15 protein-coding genes and 1 pseudogene are annotated in these 16399 nt (G+C 67.1%); 13 read left to right on the plus strand and 3 right to left on the minus strand.

Features of this window, described 5'->3' with window-relative positions; genetic code table 11:
- The first annotated feature begins 31 nt into the window (after positions 1 to 31).
- A complete protein-coding gene (locus HRV97_RS16545) occupies positions 32 to 1459 on the plus strand; it encodes a glucoamylase family protein (RefSeq protein ID WP_174195233.1) in 1428 nt (475 codons plus the stop codon).
- Complete coding sequence (locus HRV97_RS16550; RefSeq protein ID WP_174195234.1) at positions 1447 to 4518, plus strand: discoidin domain-containing protein; 3072 nt, start codon at positions 1447 to 1449, stop codon at positions 4516 to 4518. Before HRV97_RS16545 ends, HRV97_RS16550 begins: the two co-directional genes overlap by 13 nt.
- Before the next feature lie 75 nt (positions 4519 to 4593).
- Here the strand turns inward: HRV97_RS16550 and galU are convergent, their stop codons facing one another.
- Entirely contained in the window at positions 4594 to 5463 is an 870-nt protein-coding gene (gene galU / locus HRV97_RS16555) for a UTP--glucose-1-phosphate uridylyltransferase GalU (RefSeq protein WP_174195235.1), read from the minus strand.
- A 302-nt stretch (positions 5464 to 5765) separates the two neighbouring features.
- Here galU and HRV97_RS16560 point away from each other — a divergent pair, with 302 nt between their 5' ends.
- The 10 genes from HRV97_RS16560 to HRV97_RS16605 all read left to right on the plus strand — a co-directional run bounded on the left by HRV97_RS16560 (position 5766) and on the right by HRV97_RS16605 (position 14318).
- Positions 5766 to 6782 (plus strand): helix-turn-helix transcriptional regulator, encoded by a 1017-nt coding sequence (locus HRV97_RS16560; RefSeq protein ID WP_174195236.1) that lies wholly within the window; start codon positions 5766 to 5768, stop codon positions 6780 to 6782.
- Between the two features lie 140 nt (positions 6783 to 6922).
- Positions 6923 to 7360 (plus strand): curli assembly protein CsgF, encoded by a 438-nt coding sequence (locus HRV97_RS16565; protein ID WP_174195237.1) that lies wholly within the window; start codon positions 6923 to 6925, stop codon positions 7358 to 7360.
- 5 nt (positions 7361 to 7365) lie between these two features.
- A complete protein-coding gene (locus HRV97_RS16570) occupies positions 7366 to 8391 on the plus strand; it encodes a CsgG/HfaB family protein (RefSeq protein WP_246248829.1) in 1026 nt (341 codons plus the stop codon).
- A gap of 373 nt (positions 8392 to 8764) precedes the next feature.
- Positions 8765 to 9895 (plus strand): hypothetical protein, encoded by a 1131-nt coding sequence (locus tag HRV97_RS16575; protein ID WP_174195238.1) that lies wholly within the window; start codon positions 8765 to 8767, stop codon positions 9893 to 9895.
- Positions 9896 to 9949: 54 nt separating this feature from the next.
- Complete coding sequence (locus HRV97_RS16580) at positions 9950 to 10498, plus strand: hypothetical protein (RefSeq protein WP_174195239.1); 549 nt, start codon at positions 9950 to 9952, stop codon at positions 10496 to 10498.
- 83 nt (positions 10499 to 10581) lie between these two features.
- Positions 10582 to 11001: a hypothetical protein gene (locus HRV97_RS16585; RefSeq protein WP_174195240.1), complete on the plus strand. Its 420-nt coding sequence runs from the start codon at positions 10582 to 10584 to the stop codon at positions 10999 to 11001.
- The gene (gene csgH, locus HRV97_RS16590; RefSeq protein WP_174195241.1) at positions 10998 to 11315 is read left to right on the plus strand and encodes a curli-like amyloid fiber formation chaperone CsgH; all 318 of its coding nucleotides are present in this window, start codon (positions 10998 to 11000) and stop codon (positions 11313 to 11315) included. Before HRV97_RS16585 ends, csgH begins: the two co-directional genes overlap by 4 nt.
- Positions 11316 to 11385: 70 nt before the next feature.
- On the plus strand, positions 11386 to 12486 hold the full coding sequence (locus HRV97_RS16595; protein WP_174195242.1) for an NAD(P)-dependent alcohol dehydrogenase: 1101 nt from the start codon (positions 11386 to 11388) through the stop codon (positions 12484 to 12486).
- A gap of 8 nt (positions 12487 to 12494) precedes the next feature.
- A complete protein-coding gene (locus HRV97_RS16600; RefSeq protein ID WP_174195243.1) occupies positions 12495 to 13322 on the plus strand; it encodes an aldo/keto reductase in 828 nt (275 codons plus the stop codon).
- A gap of 15 nt (positions 13323 to 13337) precedes the next feature.
- Complete coding sequence (locus HRV97_RS16605) at positions 13338 to 14318, plus strand: aldo/keto reductase (RefSeq protein WP_174195244.1); 981 nt, start codon at positions 13338 to 13340, stop codon at positions 14316 to 14318.
- Positions 14319 to 14435: 117 nt separating this feature from the next.
- On the opposite strand, the gene HRV97_RS16610 is transcribed toward HRV97_RS16605, so the two are convergent.
- Positions 14436 to 14870, minus strand: a complete 435-nt coding sequence (locus HRV97_RS16610) for a hypothetical protein (RefSeq protein ID WP_174195245.1) — start codon at positions 14868 to 14870, stop codon at positions 14436 to 14438.
- On the opposite strand from HRV97_RS16610, the gene HRV97_RS16615 reads away from it, so the two are divergent.
- On the plus strand, positions 14841 to 16157 hold the full coding sequence (locus HRV97_RS16615) for a glycoside hydrolase family protein (RefSeq protein ID WP_174195246.1): 1317 nt from the start codon (positions 14841 to 14843) through the stop codon (positions 16155 to 16157). The genes HRV97_RS16610 and HRV97_RS16615 overlap by 30 nt on opposite strands.
- A gap of 60 nt (positions 16158 to 16217) precedes the next feature.
- Here the strand turns inward: HRV97_RS16615 and HRV97_RS16620 are convergent.
- A pseudogene (locus HRV97_RS16620) lies at positions 16218 to 16399 on the minus strand (IS630 family transposase); the annotation flags it as partial.

A 16399-nucleotide genomic window follows, 5' to 3' on the forward strand; every position in this document is an offset into this window, starting at 1 on the left:
GCCCCGCGTCTCTTTTCGAGTGGGACAACGTATGATCGATCGCAGGCAGATGCTGGGCGGGGGAGCGCTCGGCTTCGCTGCGATGAGTACGGGCATGCTGGGCGGGTGCGCGACGCTTCCTGCTCGGGGTGCCACATCGCCAGCCTCCGACGTGCTGGTGCGCGACCTGCAACAGCGCACGTTCCGCTATTTCTGGGACACGACCGACCCAGCGACCGGCCTCGCGCCCGATCGCTGGCCGACGCCCTCCTTAGCCTCAATCGCGGCGGTCGGCTTCGCGCTGACCGCTTACCCGATCGGTGTCGCGAACGGCTGGATCACGCGCGAGCAGGCGCGTGACCGCACGCTCGCCACGTTGCGTTTCTTCGCGCGCGCGCCGCAGGGACCTGCGCCGACCGGCACCGCCGGGCACCATGGGCTATTCTACCATTTTCTCGACATGGAACGCAGTCACCGCTTCGGCCGCACCGAATTGTCGACGATCGACACCGCATTGCTGATGGGCGGCGTGCTGTTCGCGCAATCGTGGTTCGACCGCGAAGACGCGCCCGAGGCGGAGATCCGTCGACTCGCCGACCAACTCTACCGCGCGGTCGAGTGGACCTGGATCACGCCGCGCAAACCCTTTCTGTCGATGGGCTGGCATCCCGAGAGCGGATTCATCGCCAGCGACTGGAACATCTACAACGAGGGGCTGCTGCTCTACGTGCTGGCGCTCGGTTCGCCTACGCACGCGCTGCCGGCGGATACGTGGACCGCGTGGAGCGACCGCTTCGACGCGCAATGGGGCAACCGCTTCGGTGGCGAGCCGCACCTGCAATTCCCGCCGCTGTTCATCCACCAGTACAGCCACTGCTTCATCGATTTCCGCGGCATCCGCGACGCCTACATGGCGCGGCGCGGCATCGACTATTTCGAGAACAGCCGGCGCGCGGTGCGTGCGCAGCGCGATTACGCGATCGCCAATCCGGGCAAATGGGCGGATTACGGCGCCGACGTCTGGGGGCTGACCGCGTGCGACGGACCGGGCGATTTCACTCGCACGATCGACGGGCGGCAGCGCGAGTTCTTCAGCTATTCCGCGCGCGGCCCCGGTGACCGCGACGACGGCACGATCGCGCCTACCGCGGCCGCGGCGTCGATCGCGATCGAGCCCGAGCTCGCGACCCGCGCGATCGGCGCGATGCACGCGCGCTACGGCCGCGGCATCTACACGCGCTACGGCTTCCTCGATTCGTTCAACCCGACGCTGACCGACGCGTCGGCGCCGCTCCAGCACGGCCGCGTCGTGCCCGGCGTCGGCTGGATCGACGGCGATTACCTCGGCATCGACCAAGGACCCATCGTCGCGATGATCGAGAATGCGCGCACCGGGCTCGTGTGGCAGACGCTCAGGCGCAACCCGCACATCCGCCGCGGGCTGACGCGCGCGGGCTTCACCGGGGGATGGCTGGCGTGATCGCGGCCCTGCTCGCGAGCGCTGCTGTCGTCGCTCCCGCGCCGGTGCGCGTGCTCGACCGCTTCGACAGTGTGACTGCGTGGAAAGCGTCAGCATCGGACGGCGTCACCGCGCGCGTGTCGGCGGACGCGGGCGCGCTCCGGCTCGACTATGATTTCGCGCGCGTTTCAGGGTACGCGGTCGCGCGGCGCCCGCTTGCGATCGACTGGCCCGCGAACTTCGCTCTCACGCTGCGCGTACGCGGAACAGCCAACGTCAACGACCTGCAGATCAAGTTCAGCGACGCCAGCGGCGACAACGTCTGGTGGGTCCCCTACCCCAATTTCCGCCCCTCCGCGGATTGGCAGACGCTCCGCATCCGCCCGCGCGACGTCGACTTCGCCTGGGGGCCGACCGCGGACAAGGCGCTGCGCCGCACCGCTGCGGTAGAGGTGGTAGTGGTGCGCGACCGCGACGGCGGTGCGGGGCACGTCGAGGTCGACGACCTCCAACTCCAGCCGCTCGCGCCCCCTACCCCGCCGCTGCCGCCCGTCGCCAGCGATCCGCGCGCATTGGATCGCCGGCGCGATACCGCGGCCGATCTCGCGCGTCCGCTGGTGATCGACCTCGGCGCGGTGCGCGAGATTGGCGGGTTGACACTCCACTGGGGTAAGCGTTACGCCACACGCTATCATGTCGACACGTCGGACGATCGACGTGTCTGGCACACGATTCGCGGCGTCGACCAGGGCGATGGCGGCGACGACCCGCTGCCGCTGCCCGGCACCGAGACGCGTTACCTGCGCCTCACTGCGGACAAGGGCGCAGGCTCCAAGGTCGAGCTCGCCGAGGTCGAGGTGATGCCGCGCGCATGGTCCGTGACCCCCAACGCCACGATCGCCGCGCTCGCGAAAACCGCCCCGCGTGGCACCTACCCGCGCGGCTTCACCGAGCAGAGCTACTGGACGCTCGTCGCCAGCGATGGCGGCGCGGTGTCGGGGCTGATCGGCGAGGACGGCGCGATCGAGGTGGCGAAGGGCGCCTTCTCGATCGAACCCTTCGTGATCGACGGCGCGCGTACGATCGGCTGGGCCGACGTGCGCGCGACGCAGCAGCTCGAGGACGGCTATCTGCCGCTGCCGCACGTCGGCTGGGCAGGCGACGGCTGGACGCTCGATACCGCACTGGTCGCTGATCAGGCGACGCCGCGACTGCTCGCGCGCTATCGCCTAACCAACACCGGCGCGAGCCAACGCACGCTGACGCTCGCGCTCGCGGTGCGCCCGTTCCAGGTCAATCCGCCGGCGCAGTTCCTCAGCCAGCAGGGCGGCGTCAGCCCTATCGCACGGATCGCGTGGGACGGGTCCGCGATGGCGGTGACGAGCGCGCCCGCGATCGCCGGCGACGCCGCGGTCACGCGCCGGATCACCCCTCTCGCCCGCCCTGACACGGTCGTCGCGCGGCCGTTCGACCAGGGCGCACTCGCCACACCCGCCGCGGCGACGGGCGCGCCCGCGGTCACCGATCCCGCGCTGCTCGCCAGCGGCACGATGCGCTGGACGGTGACGCTCGCGCCGGGAGCTAGCGCCGACGTGCCGCTCGCGATCGGCGACGCCACCCCCGCGAACCGCGCCGCGTTCGACCGGGCGGTCGCGCACACCGCGGCTTACTGGCACGAGACACTGGGCAATGTCACGCTTCAGGTGCCGCCCGCCAAGCAGGCGGTCGCCGACACGATCCGCACCGCGCTCGCGCACGTGCTGATGAGCCGCGACGGCGCGGCATTCAAACCCGGCACGCGCTCCTACGACCGCAGCTGGATCCGCGACGGCGCGATGATGGGCGACACGCTGCTGCGGCTCGGCCACGTCGCCCCCGTGCGCGCCTTCGCCGACTGGTACGGGACCAGGCTGTTCGACAACGGCAAGGTGCCGTGCTGCGTCGACGCGCGTGGGCCCGATCCGGTCCCCGAGAACGACAGCCAAGGCGAGTATATCCACCTCGTCACCCAGCTCTATCGCTACACCGGCGACCGCGCGGCGTTGCAGCGCGACTGGCCGAGGCTCGACGCCGCGCGCCGCTACATGGAGGCGCAGCGCCAGTCGGAGCGGACGCCCGCCAACCTGACGCCGGAACGCCACATGCTGTACGGCCTGTTGCCGCCCTCGATCAGCCACGAAGGCTATTCGGCCAAGCCGCAGTACAGCCTGTGGGACGATTTCTGGGGGCTGACCGGCTACAAGGACGCGGCCTACGCCGCCCGGGTGCTCGCGCGGCCCGAGGCGGATGCGATCGCGGCACAGCGCGACCAGTTCGCGGGCGACATCCATGCGGCGATTGAAGCCGCGGCCCGCTACTGGCGCATCGACCATATCCCCGGTGCGACCAGCATGGGCGATTTCGACGCTACCTCGACGACGATGGCGCTCGATCCCGCGGGCGAGCAGGACCGGCTGAATCCGAACCTGCTGCGCCGCACCTTCGAGCGGCAGTACGAACGCGTGATGGCGCGTGGTGCCCCCGGTGCGACGTGGAGCGACTACACCCCCTACGAACTGCGCAACGTCTCCGCGCTGGTCAGGCTGGGGGAACGTGCCAAGGCGAACGACCTGCTCGACGCCTATATGGCCGACCGCTGCCCGGCCGCGTGGAACGGCTGGGCCGAGGTGGTCGGGCGGAACCTGCGCGACCACCGCTTCATCGGCGACATGCCGCACGCCTGGGTCGCATCCGACTTCATCCGCGCCGCCCTCGACCTCTTCGCCTACGAGGACGTTGGGAAAGACCAACTGGTCCTAGCCGCCGGCCTGACGCCCGAGTGGCTGGCGGGCACGGGCGTCGACGTACGCGGCCTGCGCACCCGCTACGGTACCGTAAACCTCCGCGCGCGTACCGAATCGGGCAGATTGGTCGCGACCGTCTCCGGCAACGCCGCGCCGCCCGGCGGGCTCGTGCTGACATGGCCGTTCGCAGGCAAGCCGGGCATCGCGACGGTCAACGAGCGGCACGTTGCGACCCCAAATGGAGTGCTGCACCTACCTGCGGGTGCGGCGACGATCATTTGGCGCGCGGCGCGATAGCGATGATTAAAAACTCGGGCCCCTCGCTCGCAACTTATCTCACCTGCATTCGGAATCGATGCGCCGCCCGATGCTTTATCCGAGCAGGCGGGCTGCGAAGCTACGCACCGCGGGCCCGATATCTTCGCGCGCGAGCGCCAGCGCGAGGTTGGCCTGGATGAAGCCTTCCTTGCCGCCGCAATCGTAGCGGTCGCCGTCGAAGGTGAAGCCGTGGAATGGCTGGCGGCCGATCATCTGGGCCATCGCGTCGGTGAGCTGGATCTCGCCGCCCGCACCCGTCTCCTTGGCGTCCAAGATGCGCATCACCTCGGGTTGGAGGATGTAGCGGCCGGGAATCATCAGGTTTGACGGCGACGTGCCTTTCGCGGGCTTCTCGACCAACGCGGTGACCTCGGTCAGCCGACCATCGACCTTGCCCGGCGAGATGATGCCGTACTTGCTCGTTTCCTCGTCGGCGACCTCGAGCGCGCCAATGACGTTTCCGCCGATCTTATTGTACGCGTTGACCATCTGCGCCGTGAAGTTGGGGCTGCCGACCATCAACTCGTCGGGCAGCAGCACCGCGAACGGCTCATCGCCGACTATTTCTCGCGCGCACCACACCGCATGGCCGAGACCCAGCGGTTCCTGCTGGCGCACATAGACGGGGGAGCCGGGCTGCTGGCGTATGCTCTCGATTGACGACAGGCTTTTGCCGCGCTCGCGCATCGTCGTCTCGAGCTCGTAGGATATGTCGAAATGATCCTCGAGCGCGGCCTTGCCGCGGCCGGTGACGAAGATGATCTGCTCGATTCCCGCTTCCAGCGCTTCCTCGACCGCATACTGGATCAGCGGCTTGTCGACGACCGTCAGCATTTCCTTCGGCATCGCCTTTGTCGCCGGCAGGAAGCGCGTGCCCAGCCCCGCGACCGGGAATACCGCCTTGCGCACCTTCTTGATGGTCATGATCTCTAAACCTTGATTGGATTGCCGCGGTGTAGAGATAGACGTCGCCGCTGCAACCGGTGTGCCATCGGCTTTTCGCATACGAGCCGCAGCAGTCTGCTGAATATCGTGCCGATCCTACATGCGCGGGTACGACGGCGTTCGCGATCAAGCGGGCGCGCAGTTCCTGTGAACGACCATGACCGCGGCATGACGTGAGGATGAAATCTCCGATGAAGCCACGAAGCGCATAGGCGAGCAGGCCCGCTCCGCGTTACACGCGCCCGACTTTGATCGCGTTCGGGGGGACGTTGGATATGGGGATGGGGAAGAGCGAACCTTTGGTGCCGCTGGTGTTCGACACGGCGCTAGTTCCGCCGGTTGCGCGGTTTCAGGCGTGGCGGTCGGCGTTGAGTAGTTTGGATGTGACGCAACGCGGGCCTGATCCGTTCAACGGTCATGCGCGATTGTGGATGCTCGAATCGCTGGTACTGACGCACGCGAGCGTCGATGCTTTGCGGTACGACCGCGATGAGGCGCGGGTGCGGGCCGATCTGAAGGATCATCTGGCGATCGTCCTGCTGCTGGAAGGATCGTTTGTCGGGGATTACGGTCGCGGTGAGCGGGTGTCGGAGGCCGGATCGGTCACGCTGCTTGACATGCGGCACGCCTGCTGGACCGATGCGACGCGGCTGGAGGCGTTCATCATCTCGATGCCGCGCGCGTTTCTGCTGCCGATGCTGGAGGGGTGCGATCCGCACGGCATCGTCGCGACGGGCGGGCCAGCCGCATTGCTGTCGGGGTTCCTGCGCGCCGCGGTCGAGACGCTGCCGACGCTGACGCGCGACCATGCGCCCGCGGTCGCGCGCACGATCCGCGACCTGCTGGTCGACGCGATCCTCGATGCATGCCGCAGTGGCGGTGCGCAGGCCGTGCGCGAGGACGCGCTGATCAGCCGCGTACGCAGCTACATCGACGGTCACCTGGCCGAGCCGATCGACGTTGCCTCGATCTGCGCCGCGCTCCGCGTGTCACGCTCGGCCTTGTACCGCGCGTTCGGTGACGGCGTGAGCGAGGGTAGCGGCGTGTTGCAGCAGGTGCAGCGCCGACGCCTCCACGCGCTGCGCGCGATGCTGGCCGACCCGAATGAGACGCGCCCGATCGCTGAACTGGCAGGTGCGGTCGGCTTTTCCGACAAGTCGCACCTGACGCGCGTGTTCAAGCGCGAGTACGGCTGCACCCCCGGCGCCTATCGCGCGCACGGTCCCGATCCGCAGCGCGCGGTGCCGGTCGAGGACGTGCCGTTGGTGTTCGAGCGCTGGACCACCCTGCTTGATTGATCTGCACCTTCCCTGGTCCCGATCCGGGACGTGGGACGCGCAGGCAACGAGAACGGGACGCCTGTCTGATCGACGCGATTTTGGGTCAGGCGTATAGACCCATTCGGTCCCGGGGGCGGGGCGCACAGGGGGGAGGTCACATGACCCGCAAGACCGTGAAGGGCATCGTGGGCGGCACCGCCGCGGTGCTTGCAGGCGCAGGTGTCGGTGCGACGCCGGCCGCGGCATCGTCGCTGATCTACACGCCGACCAACCCGTCGTTCGGGGGCAGTCCCTTCAACAGCGCGCACCTGCTGGCGACCGCGGAGGCGAACAACCGCTACAAGGACCCCGAGAGCAAGAAGGCGAACGATCCCGCGCAGCAATTCGTCGACCAGCTGCAGAGCCGGCTGCTCTCCACGGTCGCGACGCAGATCGCGGACAAGATCTTCGGCGCGAACCCGGCGGATTCGGGCCATTTCGTGTTCGGCGACCAAGTGATCGATTTCGTGCGCGGGGTGGAGAGTGTCACACTGACGATCTTCAACTCGGTCACCAACACGACCACCAAGATCACGCTGCCGCTGCTGGGTAACTGACGAATATGCTGCGTTCGTTGACGTTTGTGGCGCTGGCTGGCGCGATGCTGACCGGATGCGCCGGCGACATGGGCCGTCCCTCGACCTGGGCGCCGGCACGGATCGCGCAGGCGACGCCGGCACAGCGCACGCTGGAGGAGCTGCCGCCCGCGGAACGCCGTGTTGCGGTCGCGGTCTACGGCTTCACCGACCAGACCGGGCAGTTCAAGGACAGCGACACAGTGCAGACCTTGTCGCGCGCGGTGACGCAGGGCGCGACCTCGATCCTGATCAAGGCGTTGCAGGACGCCGGGCACCGCGACTTCTTTCAGGTGATCGAGCGCGAACGGCTCGACAATCTGCTGCGCGAGCGATCGGTGATCCGCGAGATGCGCTCGGCCTATCTGGGCGAAACCGAGCTCAACACGAAGGCGCTGCCACCGCTGCTGTTCGCAGGCATCCTGCTCGAAGGCGGGATCGTCGGCTACGATTCCAACACCAAGACGGGCGGGATCGGCGCGCGCTTTCTGGGCATCGGCGGGTCGACCAAATACCGCGAGGATACGGTCACCGTGTACCTGCGCGCGATCAGCACCAAGACGGGCGAGGTGCTGTTGTCGGTCAATTCGCGCAAGCAGATCGTCTCGGTCGGTTTGGGCGCCGACGCGTTCCGCTACGTCGGGTTCAAGCAGCTGCTCGAGATCGACAGCGGTATTACCTACAACGAGCCGGTGCAGCTGGCGCTGCAGCAGGCGATCGAGAAATCGGTCTACGCGATGATCATGGAAGGCGCCGAGCAGCGGCTGTGGTGCTTCCGCGCGACGCCGGGCGCGGCCGAGGCGCTGGTGCGCGAGCATATCGCCGAGCGCGACCATGTGAAGGTGGCGGACGTGCGGCTGCCCGCCGATGCGCGCGGGCGGACCTATTCGACCGCATGCCCGTCGGTCGGAGGCGCGCTGCCTGGAGTCGCCCTGCCCGCTTCCGCAACACCCGCTTCGACGCAGCCGACCGCGGCCCCTGCACCGATGGTGCAGCCGCTGCCGAGGGGCTGATCGACGAGCTTAAACCTTCAACGAAGGAGAAAGAGAAACACCGCCGGCGGCCAAGGAAATGAGAGCCCGAAAGCCACCGGCGATGCCACGAGCAGTCCACAGGGGACCAGTCGTTATCGGAGGATGTGGGAAGCGGCCGCGCCGATGCCAAGCGACGCTGCCGGCCAACGCATCACCCCCCTGTTGCCTGTTCACCCCGATCCGAGGGGGTTAGCGGGATGGGACGAACAAGATCGTTGCCGTGAGACGTACGATCATCCGCCGAAGTCCTTACCAAAGGATGAACGGCGTCGTTCTCCACTCCACTGCCCCACCGGGTCGATCACCGGCCGGCACCCGCCGGCCGCAACGACGTGACCCAGCAGGAGGCTTTATGCGCAAATCGATACTCGCGGCCGTTTCCATGATCGCGCTTAGCGCGACGCCCGCGCTCGCCAACAATTCCACCAGTGCGATCGACCAGAAGGATCAGCGCAACACCGCGCTCGTCACGCAGGTCGACTCGCTCCTCGGCAGCGACTCCACCGTGACGCAGTCGGGCACCGACAACACCGCGACGATCACGCAGCGTGACGACGGCGTGAAGCCGGTCGTCGCCGGTACGCGCGCCAACACGTCCGAGGTGACGCAGAGCGGCACCAAGAACCAGGCGATCGTCGACCAGTTCAGCGAAACCGGTGTCGATCGCGCCAACGCGTCCAAGATCACGCAGACCGGCACGCAGGCGATCGCACGCGTGACACAGCGCGACGATGGCCAGCGCTCGACGATCGAGCAGGGCGGCACGCTCCAGACCGCGACCGTCGTTCAGGGCCGCGAGAAGTCGGGCGACACGAGCTACTACAACACCTCAAGCGTCAAGCAGCAGGGTGCGCTCAACACCGCCGACGTGTCGCAGCTCGGCCGCAACGGCTTCAGCACGGTCGACCAGAACGGCACCGCGCTGGTCGCCAACGTCCGCCAGAGCGACACGAGCAACGGCAACGAAGCGACGATCACGCAGACGGGCGTCAGCAACAACGCGCTCGCCAACCAGACCGGTAATTTCAACACCGGCACGATTGTTCAGGGCGGCTCGTTGCAGAAGGTGGTGCTGAACCAGTCGGGCAACGGCAACAACGGCTATGCCGAGCAGGCCGGCGCGATGAACGTCGCGCAGATCGACCAGATCGGCAACAACAACAGCTCGTCGAGCTACCAGTCGGGGACGGAGCAGTTCGCGCAGGTGACGCAGACCGGCAACGGCAACCGTTCGCTGCTGTCGCAGGGCGGGTCGAAGCAGAAGGCTTATGTGACCCAGAGCGGCAACAACAACACCTCGACCGTCAACCAGAACGGCAGCGTTCAATACGCCGAGCTGATGCAGTCGGGGAACAACAACACGTCGTTCATCGCGCAGACCGGCACCCAGACCAACTGGGCCTATGTGACGCAGTCGACCAACGGCAACAATTCGTCGGTGACGCAGAACGGTGCGGGGCTGCTCGCGGTCGTTCGCCAATAAAATACCTCCCAGCCGGGCGGCGTTCGCGTCGCCCGGTACTTTCAAGGGTTTTCCATGACCGTTCGCGCGCTCCTCGCCGTCACCTGCCTCCTCATCGCGGCACCCGCCGCAGCGCAGGACGGCATCCACAGCGATGCCTTCGTCGACCAAATTGGCGCGATCCAGTCGGCCGTAGTGGTGCAGTCGGGCGCGGCGAGCGCGGAGATACGCCAGGACGGCAAGTTCCAGCGCGCACGGGTGAAGCAGACCGCGGGGCCGGCGGGTCAGATCAAGCTGACGCTCGACATGCGTGGGATCGGCAACGACGCGGTGGTGACGCAATCGGGCGTCGCGGTCGCGGGCGTGCAGATGGCAGGCGTCGGCAACCAGGCGTTCCTCACCCAGCGTGGCGGGATCGGCGCCGACGCCAACGTCATTGCCCTGTTGCAGAGCGGGACGCGCAATTACGCCAGCCTGACGCAGAACGGGTCGGGCAACGCGATCGACCTCGCACAGCACAACAGCGACAACAGCGCCACGATCACGCAGAACGGCAACAATCTGGGGATCAAGATGGTGCAGGATGGCGGCGCCAAGGCGGTCGTCGTGCAGACGGGCAAGTGACACGAACACGTCTAGCTGTCGACATGTCGCGTATTCTACGCGCTTGTCTGGTTGCGAACGCCTTATTGATTGCTGCGGATGGCGTGATCGCAGAGGGTTCGCGTCAGGCCCCCATCCCACCTGCGCGCGCACTGCCGCAGGTCGAGCAGATCGCACCCGCGCTCCCTGTTCCGGCACTGACCGAAACCGAGCAGCCGCAGACGAGCGATGATGCCGCAGTGGCGCAGCTGCCGCCCGAGCCGCGCGTGGTGCGCCAGCCGCGCCCCTCGCCCAAGACACCTCCGCCAACCAGCTCCGTTGAAATCGAGCGCGCCTATGTCACCGTCTTCGGCGCGCTCGACGCGCGGCCGGCGCCGAATACGCCGCCCGTGCTCGATGCGGCGACGCAGGGCTATCTCGCCGCACGGATCGCGGCCGCGGCAGGCGTCGCGGTGACCGATGCCGACGTGCATCCTTCCACTGCGCCGGTCACGACACCGCTGCCCAAGGCGCCCAAGCCATGATGCTGCCCCCCGATCCCCCCGCCGCGCAGGCGCCCGCAGCGCAACCGGTCCGCGCGATCGTCACGCGCGCGGGCGACGGCGTCCACGTCGTGCTGATCGGTGAGAGCACGCGCGCCGTCCGCCTCGACTATACGCTGACCGCCGGGTCGAGCGGGAACCGCGCGATGCAGGGTGGTGCGGCGCGGTTGGAGCCGGAGCGGCCAGCGACCCTGCTCGACCTGACACAGCACGGCAGCGGCGACTGGTCAGGGGTACTAGAGGTGCGCGTCGACGGGCGGGCGGCGTATCGGCTGGTGCTCAGCGCACCTAACTGAAGGCGCACACGGATAGAGACGGCGTTCCGCTCGTTCTGCCTCGCAACTGACCAGTGCGAGGACACTCACCATGACGATCAAGGCCATCGGCTACGCCGCATCGGGCAAACACGCCAAGTTGAAGCCGATGCAGCTCGAACGGCAGGACCCGCTCCCCAACGAGGTGCAGATCGCGGTGCTTTATTGCGGCGTCTGCCACTCCGACATCCACCAGTGCGAGAACGACTGGGGCAACACCGTCTACCCGTGCATGCCCGGGCACGAGGTGGTTGGGCGCGTCGTCAACAAGGGCTCGCTAGTGACGAAACACGCGATCGGCGACCTGGTCGGCGTCGGCTGCATGATCGACAGCTGCCACGAATGCGCGCGGTGCCTGGCGGGTGACGAGCAATATTGCGAGGGGCCGAACAGTTGGCTCGCGACCTACAACGGCCCGATGAAACCTGCCAAGCAGGCGAAGACGGGCGAGAACATGTACGGCCGCGACAACACCTTCGGCGGTTATTCCGACCAGATCGTGGTACGAGAGGATTTCGTGCTCAAGATTTCGGCCGCGCTTCCGATCGAGGCCGCGGCGCCGATCCTGTGCGCGGGCGTCACCACCTATTCGCCGATGAAACATTGGGGTGTGAAGGCGGGCAGCAAGGTCGGCGTCGTCGGCTTCGGCGGGCTGGGCGATATGGCGGTCAAGATCGCGCGCGCAATGGGTGCACAGGTGACCGTGTTCACGCGCGACAAGGACAAGGTGGCAGAAGCGCACCGGCTCGGAGCGAAGAGCGTCGTCGAGGGTGACACGAAGGCGTACGAGGCGCTCGAGGGTCACTTCGACTTCATCATTTCGACCGTGCCCGAGGAGCACGAGGTCGATCCCTTCATTCCGCTGCTGCGCCACGACGGCGCGTTCGTCGCCGTCGGCGCGCTCGCACCGATGCCGAGGTGGAACCACATGAACGTCATCATGGGGCGCAAGACGATCGCGGGCTCGCTGATCGGCTCGATCGCGGAAACGCAGGAGGTGCTCGACTTCTGTGCCGAGCACCGCATCGCGCCCGACATCCAGCTGATCCCGATCCAGGAGATCAACGAAGCGTACAAATACGTGAAATCGGGCGATGTCCGCTTCCGTTACGTCATCGATGCGGCGAGCTTGGCTGAGGATAAGGCGGCCTGAGCACGCCCGTGCGCCAGGTTGTCCTGCCCGACGGCACCCACGTCCCCGCACTTGGCCAGGGAACGTGGAACACGGCCGAACGCGCCGACGCAAGGCCTGAGGAGATCGCCGCGCTGCGCGAGGGTGTCGAGCGCGGACTGACGCTGATCGATACCGCCGAAATGTACGCCGACGGGCGCAGCGAGGAGCTGGTCGGCGAGGCGATTGCGGGATTACGCGACCGCGTGTTCCTCGTCACCAAGGCGTATCCGCACCATGCGGGACACAACACGCTGCCCCGCGCGTGTGAGGCGAGCCTCAAGCGGCTCGGCACCGAGCACGTCGACCTTTACCTGCTCCATTGGCGCGGAAGCGTGCACTTGGCCGAAATGGTCGAGGCGATGGAGGCACTGGTCGCACGCGGGCTGATCGCGCGCTGGGGGGTGAGCAACCTCGACACCGGCGACATGGAGGAGCTCGTCGCGGCAGGCGGTGCGGACTGCGCGACCGACCAGATCCTCTACAATCTTTCGCGCCGCGCGCCCGAGCACGACCTGATCCCCTGGCTGGTCGCGCGACACATGCCAGTCATGGCGTACAGCCCGGTCGAGCAGGGCCGGCTGCTCGGCCACGCTGCCTTGCGCGAGGTGGCGGAGGCGCGCGGGGCGACGCCGGCACAGGTCGCGCTCGCCTGGCTGTTGGCTCGTGAGGGGGTGATCGCAATTCCCAAGGCGGGCACGCGCGCGCACGTCGCGGAAAATGCGGCCGCGGCCGAGCTCGTGCTGAGCACCGACGACCTCGCCGCGCTCGACCGCGCCTTCCCGCGCGCTGCCCCTCGCCCACTCGATATGCTTTAACGAAGGATCACGACGATGCAGACACGCAAACTGGGCAGCCAGGGTCTCGAAGTCTCAGCACTCGGGCTCGGGTGCATGGGGATGTCCGACTTCTACGCCGGGCGCGACGAGGCAGAGTCGGTGGCGACGATCAACCACGCGCTCGACCGGGGTGTGACCTTTCTCGACACCGCCGACATGTACGGCGTCGGCGCGAACGAGGAGTTGGTCGGGCGCGTGGTGCGGAACCGCCGCGAATGGGTGGTGGTCGCGACCAAGTTCGGCAACGTGCGGGGGTCCGACGGCAGCTTTCAGGGGATCAACGGCCGCCCCGACTACGTCCGCCAAGCCTGCGACGCGAGCCTGAAGCGCACCGGGCTCGACTTCATCGACCTTTATTACCAGCACCGCGTCGATCCCGAGGTGCCGATCGAGGAAACGGTCGGTGCGATGGCCGAGCTCGTACAGGCAGGCAAGGTCAAGTATCTCGGCCTGTCGGAAGCCGCGCCCGCCACGATCCGCCGCGCGCATGCCGTCCACCCGATCACCGCGCTGCAGACCGAATATTCGCTGTGGACGCGCGATCCCGAGGCTGAGATCCTGCCGGTGTGCCGCGAGCTCGGCATTGGCTTCGTCCCCTACAGCCCACTCGGCCGCGGATTCCTGACGGGTCAATTCAAATCACCCGACGACCTGCCCGAGGACGATTACCGCCGCCACTCGCCGCGTTTCCAGGGTAAGGCGTTCCAGCGCAACCTCGACCTGGTGCGCGCGATCGAGGAGATGGCGCAAGGCAAGGGCTGCACGCCCGCGCAGCTCGCGCTCGCCTGGGTGCTGGCGCAAGGTCAGGATATTGTGCCGATCCCGGGGACCAAGCGGCGCAAGTACCTCGACGACAATCTGGGTGCGCTAGGCGTCACGTTGAGTGACGTCGATCTCGAGCGGATCGACGAGGTGCTCCCCCCCGGTGCGGCGAGCGGCGAGCGTTATCCCTCGATGGCGACGATCGACCGGTGAGCGCCCCCTCCTTCACGGCGATCGCGCCCGGCGGTGAAGGTCAACACGACCTTGTCCAGCCCCGGCGAACTCGCCCCACTTAAGCCAGATCAATGTCACGTCATCGGGTCGGTCGGGTTACCGATAGACCAGAGGCGGCCCGAAATTGCCCACGTCGATGAGGCACCACTCGACGTCGCCCACCGTGGCGCTGCTGTCGTACTCAGCCTGCACGACCTTGCGCGCTAAGCCGGTCAGCAAGCCCGAAGCCGCAAGCGTGATCGCAAATAGCGCCGTCATGTGAGCCATCTCCAGGTGGCGGAGAGGTAGGCCGATGAGCCGCGCTGTTGCAACCGCTGCGATGATCGTCGGAGGTGTTGCCTTGGCTGCTACTGGCATTGAGGCGGTCGCGAGTGCCGGGTTGCTCGGTTCTGCCGCGTCAACGGCGGGTACCGCGACGTTCGCCTTCGTCCAAACCGCCGCCATTGTCGCGAAGGTCAGGGCGGCGGGCCGATCATGTTCGCCGGCACGGCGCTGCGCCTGATGACCGGTGTGTCGGGTGGTGGGTTCCACGTCTACTCGGGCAGCGCTGCGGCAGGCATCGGCAAGATCAGTGCGGACGGTAACGCTGCCTCGATCGGCCCGGTGGGCGCGAACGACGCGGTCGGCGCACCCATCTATATCGGCGACAGCCCGATCGCAGACGCGCCACTCGCCGGCTTGCTCGGCGAGGTCATCGTCGTGCCGTACGATCTCGCGCCCGCAGACGACATGCACAAGCGCATCATCGGCTATCTCGCCGCCAAGTGGGGCGTCCAGCAACGGCTCGCCGCGGCCCACCCGTATCGCTACACCGCGCCGGTCACCGGCCGGACGCCGGTGCCGGCACAGCTGGTCAACCGCGGACCTGCGATGATCCCGCGCGGGCCGTCGGGGTCGTGGTACGAAGCGAACATCTTCGATCCGCGCCCGATGGTCGACCCATTCGATGCTACGAAGCTGATGATGTACACGACCGGGCAGATGGCGCCGGTCGGCTCCGGTACTGCGTCGATTGGGTTGTGGCGCGCGAGCAAGGCCGATTTCGTCGCCTGGACGATCAACAAGAGCCTGCCCAACCCTTGGACGTTCGATCGCATTGCGCTGCAAAAGGCAGCGGCGGGGCAATGGGATGGTAAGCCAGGCGGCGTGCGGCTGGGCTCGGTCGTCTATCGTGCCGGCGTCTTCTACCTCTACTATGCCTCGCAGCTCGATCTGACCAAGATCGGCCTTGCCACCTCACCGGATGGTGTGATCTTCACCCGGCTTGCCTCCAACCCGATCCTCTCGCCTGCCGCACAGGACCGCATCGACGGCACCGATGTCGGCGATCCTTTCGTCATCTACGATGATGGTCGCTGGACGATGGTTTACTCGTACCGCACCGCGAGCGATGTCCTGCCGGGCTACCGCTATGCGATCTCCACGGACGGCAAGGCCTGGGTGAAGAGCGGCGATGGCGACATACTGAGCCGGCCTCGCCGCGGTCTACAGACCGAGTCGCACCAGGTGCTTCGTCGTGGCGGGCGCTACTATATGGTCTTCGAGATGGGTGGCAGCCCGGCCGACAAGACTCCGTATCGCAACTTCCTCGCCGCGGCGGAACAGCTGAAGGGTCCGTACACGATCAAGAAGCTGCTGGTAGCCGAGCGCGGTGCGGGAGCAGCGACCACGGACACGCTTCACGTCGCGACGCCTTTCCTCTTCGCGCTCGACGGTCAGGGCTATCTCTTCTGGCAGGGTGCGGGCGATCTCGCGCAGCCGTACTACAACAACCGCTGGGACCTCTTCGCGACGCAGGTCGCGAACGCGCTGTCATGACAAGGTGGCAGCGTCTCTCGACGACAGATCACGAAGTAACTGGGTTAGAGCGGTTTTCGATCAGTCTGCATCGTAGCCGCAGTTGGCGAAGAAGTTGGCGCACTCGGCAGGCGAGTAGAGGTCGAGGATGCGACCGATGGCGTCCCAGAGGCCATGGATGGTGCGCTCGGCAGCTTTGCGCAGATGCGCCTTCAGCTTGGAGAAGGCCTGCTCGATGGGGTTGAAGTCGGGGCTGTAGGGCG

The organism is Sphingomonas hominis, assembly GCF_013328205.1.
Lineage (GTDB): Bacteria > Pseudomonadota > Alphaproteobacteria > Sphingomonadales > Sphingomonadaceae > Sphingomonas > Sphingomonas hominis.